This window comes from Streptomyces sp. NPDC060027 (assembly GCF_042737005.1).
GTDB lineage: Bacteria > Actinomycetota > Actinomycetes > Streptomycetales > Streptomycetaceae > Streptomyces.
On the sequence record NZ_JBHWVI010000348.1, the window covers coordinates 1 to 6,067 of the forward strand.

A 6,067-nucleotide genomic window follows, 5' to 3' on the forward strand; every position below is an offset into this window, starting at 1 on the left:
CGACCCCAAGCCCTTCATCTGGACCAAGACAGCCGAAGAAATCCTCGACTCCCTCGCCCGCTTCTGCCGACGGATCTCTGGCGCAGGACACTAGCCCGAGAACCTCAGTAATCACGAACGGGACGGCAGTCGCAGCTTTACCTGGACCGACTACCGCGACCTGCTGACCGCCGCCCACCAACAACTCGGCGCGCCGATAGTGCTCCTGGCCCACCATAGGTTCCCCGTTACCGCCGCGGGATTTCGCCAACTCCTGTCCTGGGCGCACTCTTTCAGCGCGCTGCGCGGAGTTCCGTGCGGTGCTGGTGGCAGCGTGTCGGCAGAAGTGGCGGTCAGGGGCGGGACGCAGCGGCCGTCTTTCACGCGATACTGCAACTGCGCGCCGTCCCTAACCAGTTCCTTGACAGCTTTCAGGAACCGCTCCAGGTGCTCGTGCGGGGTGCCTGCCCCAAAGCTCACGCGGATGGCGTTGAGAAACTTCTTGTCCGGGGCCGCGTCGGGGGCGCCACACTCGCCTGGGGTCTGCGCTTCGCTGCCCAGCAGGGTATGTACCAGCGGGTGTACGCAGAAGAGGCCGTCGCGGACGCCGATGCCGTACTCGGAGGACAAGGCGGCGAAGTGAGCGCTGTTCCAGCCCGCGACCACGAAGGAGACGATGCCGACACGTGGGGCGTTGTCGCCGATGAGCGAGAGGATCCGCACTTCAGGCACCTCGGCCAGGCCCTTGCTGACCGTTCGGACGAGGTGCTTCTCGTGGGCCATGAGGGCGTCCCAGCTGGCTTCGGTGAGTGCCTTGCAGGCCGAAGCGATGAAGTAGGCGCCGATGACATCGGGGGAGCCTGCCTCGTGGCGGGTCGAGCTCTGGTGCCACTCCGCCTCGACGCCTCCGTCCTGGCGCCGGATGACCCGGCGGCTGGCGCCGCCGCCCGCGAGGTACGGCTCGGCCTCGCCCAGCCAGTCGGCACGGCCGGCCAGAACACGTGAGCCGAAGGGCGCATACAGCTTGCGCCCGGAGAAGGCCACCCAGTCGGCATCCAGACCACGGATGCTCACCGGGTGGTGTGGGGCGAGCTGGGCGGCGCCCAGGACGATCCGGGCGCCGTGCGCATGGGCGGTGGCGTCCATTTCGCGCACCGGCCACAGCTCCCCGGTGACGTTGGAGGCGCCGGTGGCACAAACCAGGGCCGGGCCGTTGGGGTCGCGGTCGGCGAGGGCCCGCTCCAGGGTCGAGATGGCCTGCCGAGGAGTGCGCGGGGCGTTGAGGTAGGTGACGTGGGCACCCTGCCAGGGCAGCAGAGAGGTGTGGTGTTCAGTTTCGAAGACGAAGACCTGGCATTCGGCGGGCAGGGCATGGGCCAGCAGGTTCAGGGAGTCTGTGGTTGGTCGGAGCTGGGAGAGATAGCGGGCACCGCGGTGGACGCTGCCGTACTACGGTGCGTAGGCGGCGACGTCGTCCCAGACACGCCGCAGCGTGGGCGCGTTGGCCGTGCAGTCCAGCGCGTCATAGGTGACCTCGCCACCCGTCACGAGGGGCACGGTGATTTCCGATCCCAGAACGGGCAGGGGCATACAGATGCTCTGGTTGGTGGCGGTGGGGACGGACACGGTGAAACTCCTGTGGGAGGCAGGCGTATTCACTGTTTGAGCGGACTCGGATCCTTTCTTCCTCTACGCTCCTCCATCTCCACCACGGCAGCGTGAGCAACGCATACCCAAACGGGCATTCCGACGGCAGACACTGAACGAGCTGACGTTCGGGCAGGCGAACGGTACGCCGTACTGCTGATCACAGCCTCAGCGCCGCCCGGTTCATGCCGGGCAAGGGTGGCCGGCCGCCGCTCGCTCTCCTCTGTATCGTGCCCCGACTGTCTGGCTCCGTGTGTCCGAGGGCGCGTGGGCCGCTTGAGAAGTCGGGCGCTCAGGCGGATGTGGTCGGCCGGTTGTGGGCCAGTCCTGGCATGACGAGGGCGAGCCAGCGGGCGCGGACGGCAGGGGGCTGGTCGGTAGGGGCGGTGGAGAACAGCAGATAAATGTCGTCGACGGTGATGTCGGGGTGGATGTCGCCTTGGGTCTGGCCGGCGTGGACGAGGGCGGCGACGGCTGTGCCCACCCGGTCTTCGTCGGTGCGGTCGCCGGGTTCTGCGCCGAGTGCCTCGGCGGCGGCTTTGGCGGCGCGGTCGGTCACGGACACTTCGACGACGCGGCCGAGGAGCGCAGCCAGTTCGTGCGCGGCACGGCCGCCAGCGGTCACGCGCTCGAGTGATGCCTCTGCATCGTCGGCAACCCGGGCGACGAACTCGGCGACGACGGCCGCGACCAGGTCGGTCTTCGTGGGGAAATGCCGGTACAGGGTGCCCACGGCCACGCCCGCGGCGGCAGCGATTTCATCCATGCCGATCTCGGGTCCGTGGGCGGTGATCTGCTCGCTGGCGGCGGCGAGGATCTTCTTCCGGTTGCGGATCGCGTCGGCGCGCGGCGCCCTGGCCTGGGTCATTGCGACTTCCCTGCCCTTCACTTGCATCAAGGTGAACCATGGTTCAGGATGAATCGTGAACCACAGTTCATCTTAGTCAGTGAGGACCCCGCCATGCCCGCCAAGACCGCCCTCATCACCGGTGCCTCCTCCGGCATCGGCGAGGCCACCGCGCTCAAGCTCCAGGAACTCGGCTACACCGTCTACGGGGCAGCCCGCCGCACCGACCGCCTCCAAAAGCTCGCCGATCGCGGCATCCGCCCGTTGGAGATGGACGTCACCGACGACGACTCCATACGTGACGGCGTCGAGAAGGTCACCGCCGAGACCGGCCGCATCGACGTCCTGGTCAACAACGCCGGCTACGGCTCCTACGGCGCCCTCGAAGACATCCCCCTCACCGAGGCCCGCTACCAATTCGAGGTTAACGTCTTCGGCGCGCTGCGCCTGACCCAGCTCGTCCTGCCCCACATGCGCGCCCAGCACTCCGGCACCGTCGTCAACATCACCTCGATGGGCGGCAAGATCTACACCCCACTCGGCGGCTGGTACCACGGCACCAAATTCGCCCTCGAGGCACTCAGCGACTGCCTGCGCCTGGAAGCCAGGCCCTTCGGCATCGACGTCGTCGTCATCGAACCCGGCGCCATCGCCACCGAATGGGGCGACATCGCCGCCGACAACCTGGAGAAGTCCTCCGCGAGCGGCCCCTACGCCGCCCAGGCCGCAGCGATGGTCTCCTCCCTGCGCTCCGAGGCCAACGCCAAGCGCAACTCCCCGCCCTCCGTCATCGCCGACGCCATCGGCAAAGCCGTCACTGCCCGCCGCCCCAAGACCCGCTACGTCACCGGCTTCGGCGCCCGGCCCCTGATCGCCTTGCGCCGGCTCCTTCCCGACCGTGGCTTCGACACCGTCATCTCCCGGGCTCTCGGCGTCCCCCGGTAAAGGACCCGTACTGCCGACACCGGCATCAGACGCTGGCGCCCGCGAGTGTCAGGTTACGACCCTGGCAAGCGGCCCCAACGGCGCTAGGGATCCCCTTCGTCATCGCCCGCCTCGGCACCGCACACGGATCGGAGCGAAGCGTCCATCGGCCGGCGCTTCTTTGTTCCGGACAGGAGACTCCTCCTGGCAGGAAGCCGGTTAGCCACGAAGGCCGCGCCGGGACCCGATCATCCGCGTGGCTTCGGCAGACGCAGAGCGTCGAGAAGCGCCAGGGCAGGTGTTTGGCGCTGAAACCAGAGCCGAAGTTACGGACTTCTCCGAGTCGATGTGTCCGGCCCTGAGAAGAGCGCGCATACCGTCGTCGACCACGTGATCACCAGCTGGCATGGAGGACCTCCCCCGGCCGGCAACAAGGCCCGCGACGTCGCCCAGGCCCTGTACGGCATGTGGCGTTCGGCGCAAGCGTCATCGTCAAAGTTCGCCGACCACCGCAGCCCGGCCCCGCTCGGCACCGTCAGTGCGCGGTAACCCCGCAGTCTTCTGCGCCTGCAGAAGGCCTGTGCCTCCTGCCCTATCCCGGCCAGGAGACGCATTCACCCCTCAAAGACAGACCAGTCTATTCAACAAGGAGCACGCATGAAGATTCTGATTGTTCTCACCTCGCACGACGAGCTGGGGAACACCGGCGGTAAGACCGGGTTCTGGCTGGAGGAGCTGGCGGCGCCGTACTACCGCTTCAGGGAGGCCGGCGCGCAGCTCGTGCTTGCCTCACCCAAGGGCGGGCAGCCGCCGCTGGATCCCAAGAGCAACGAGCCCGACTTCCAGACCGACCAGACCCGGCGCTTCGAGACAGACCCGGAGGCGACCGAGGCACTGGCGAACACCGTCCGCCTTGACTCGGTCGCGGCCGGCGACTTCGACGCAGTCTTCTACCCCGGCGGCCACGGACCGCTGTGGGACCTCGCCGAAGACACCGTCTCCATCCGGTTGATCGAAACGACCCTCCACTCGGGCAAGCCGGTGGGAGTGGTGTGCCACGCACCCGGCGTACTGCGGCACACCGTCTACGAAGACGGCACGCCGCTGGTCTTGGGCAGGAGGGTCACCGGATTCGCCAATTCCGAAGAGGAGGCCGTTCAGCTCACCGACGTGGTCCCCTTCCTGGTCGAGGACGAACTAACCAGGCTCGGAGGCCTCTACTCCAAGGCCGGCGACTGGCAACCCTATGTCGTGCAGGACGGCCTGCTGGTCACCGGGCAGAACCCGGCCTCCTCCGCGCCCGCAGCAGATGCCCTGATTGCGCTGGTCGACAAGGGCGGCGTGTGAGCGCTCACGCGTCATGCTCCGCGAGCGCATGACCGGCCCGGGCCGGCCTTCTACGTCGGCCCGGACCGGAGGACCAACGAGATGGCGTCCGTTGTCGGATAAGGGGCGATCCAACCCTGGCGGGCACCGCGTTCGACGGAGTGCTGTGCAGCACACATCCGCTAGTGCTCTGACCGGGAAGGTTCGCCGGGTTGGTGGTGGCGGCGGTTGGATGTGCGGTGATGTCCGTCCGATCGTTGGGGGTGTGGTGGCTGAGCCTGTCCGGGTGCGCAGGTTGACCGACCAGGAGGGGCAGAAGCTGCAGCAGATCGTGCGCCGGGGCAGCAACAGTTCGGTGCGTTATCGGCGCGCGATGATGCTGCTGGCCTCGGCCGGCGGGAACCGGGTGCCGGTGATCGCGAAGCTGGTGCAGGCCGACGAGGACACCGTCCGGGACGTGATCCACCGGTTCAACGAGATCGGCCTGGCCTGCCTGGACCCTCAGTGGGCGGGAGGCCGTCCCCGCCTGCTCACTCCTGACGACGAGGACTTCATTCTCACGACGGCCACCACCCGCCCGACCAAGCTCGGCCAACCCTTCACCGGCTGGTCCATCCGCAAGCTTGCTGCCTACCTGCGGAAAGTCCACGGCCGCGTGATCCGGATCGGGCGGGAGGCGTTACGGTGCCTGCTCGCCCGCCGCGGCATCACCTTCCAACGGACCAAGACGTGGAAGGAGTCACCGGACCCTGAGCGCGACGCCAAGCTCGACCGCATTGAGCAGGTGCTGGACCGCTTCCCTGACCGCGTGTTCGCGTTCGACGAGTTCGGCCCGCTCGGCATCCGCCCCACCGCCGGATCCTGCTGGGCTCCCGCGGGCCACCCCGAGCGTCACCCCGCCACCTACCACCGCACCCACGGCGTCAGGTACTTCCACGGTTGCTACTCGATCGGCGACGACAGACTGTGGGGCGTCAACCGCCGCAAGAAGGGTGCCCACAACACCCTGGCCGCGCTGCGGTCGATCCGCGCGGCCCGCCCGGACGGCGCCCCGATCTACGTCATCCTGGATAACCTGTCCGCTCACAAGGGCGAGACGATCCGGCACTGGGCCAGGAACCCGGTCGACAGGGTCAGCAGATGGTTCACGCCGACATCGATACCGACCGCCGTATCCGTGGCCGGGAGGGGCTGGACGGACGGGTCCTCGACCAACAGGGACACGAACCAGCGTCCGGCCGGATCCTGGGAGACGGTCACCGTCGACGGAGCTGCACCCTCGGGCAGCGGACGCGACCACACGATGTCCAGCGGCTCACGCATCTTCGCGAGCGTCAGCCGGCC

4 protein-coding genes and 2 pseudogenes are annotated in these 6,067 nt (G+C 68.0%); 4 read left to right on the plus strand and 2 right to left on the minus strand.

The features are described 5' to 3' along the window. Positions 1-118: 118 nt before the first annotated feature. Positions 119-208: pseudogene (locus ACFWBT_RS41100) on the plus strand (IS630 family transposase); the annotation flags it as partial. 125 nt (positions 209-333) lie between these two features. On the opposite strand, the pseudogene ACFWBT_RS41105 reads toward ACFWBT_RS41100, so the two are convergent. Together ACFWBT_RS41105 and ACFWBT_RS41110 are read right to left on the minus strand one after the other, a co-directional pair. Next, positions 334-1,605, minus strand: a pseudogene (locus tag ACFWBT_RS41105) (aminotransferase class V-fold PLP-dependent enzyme); the annotation flags it as partial. A 313-nt stretch (positions 1,606-1,918) separates the two neighbouring features. Beyond that, the gene (locus tag ACFWBT_RS41110) at positions 1,919-2,515 is read right to left on the minus strand and encodes a TetR/AcrR family transcriptional regulator (RefSeq protein ID WP_385709393.1); all 597 of its coding nucleotides are present in this window, start codon (positions 2,513-2,515) and stop codon (positions 1,919-1,921) included. Between the two features lie 72 nt (positions 2,516-2,587). On the opposite strand from ACFWBT_RS41110, the gene ACFWBT_RS41115 reads away from it, so the two are divergent. From ACFWBT_RS41115 to ACFWBT_RS41125, 3 genes are all read left to right on the plus strand, one after another. Beyond that, positions 2,588-3,418, plus strand: coding sequence for an oxidoreductase (locus ACFWBT_RS41115; protein WP_385709396.1), 831 nt, complete (start codon positions 2,588-2,590; stop codon positions 3,416-3,418). Positions 3,419-4,054: 636 nt separating this feature from the next. Further along, positions 4,055-4,744: a type 1 glutamine amidotransferase domain-containing protein gene (locus ACFWBT_RS41120; protein ID WP_385709399.1), complete on the plus strand. Its 690-nt coding sequence runs from the start codon at positions 4,055-4,057 to the stop codon at positions 4,742-4,744. Between the two features lie 247 nt (positions 4,745-4,991). Further along, on the plus strand, positions 4,992-6,067 hold a 1,076-nt coding region (locus ACFWBT_RS41125; protein WP_385709402.1), incomplete at its 3' end, for an IS630 family transposase.

Coding starts and splice junctions, on each gene's coding strand:
- ACFWBT_RS41115 (WP_385709396.1), top strand. CDS start 2,588: ATGCCCGCCAAGACCGCCCTCATCACCGGTGCCTCCTCCGGCATCGGC.
- ACFWBT_RS41120 (WP_385709399.1), top strand. CDS start 4,055: ATGAAGATTCTGATTGTTCTCACCTCGCACGACGAGCTGGGGAACACC.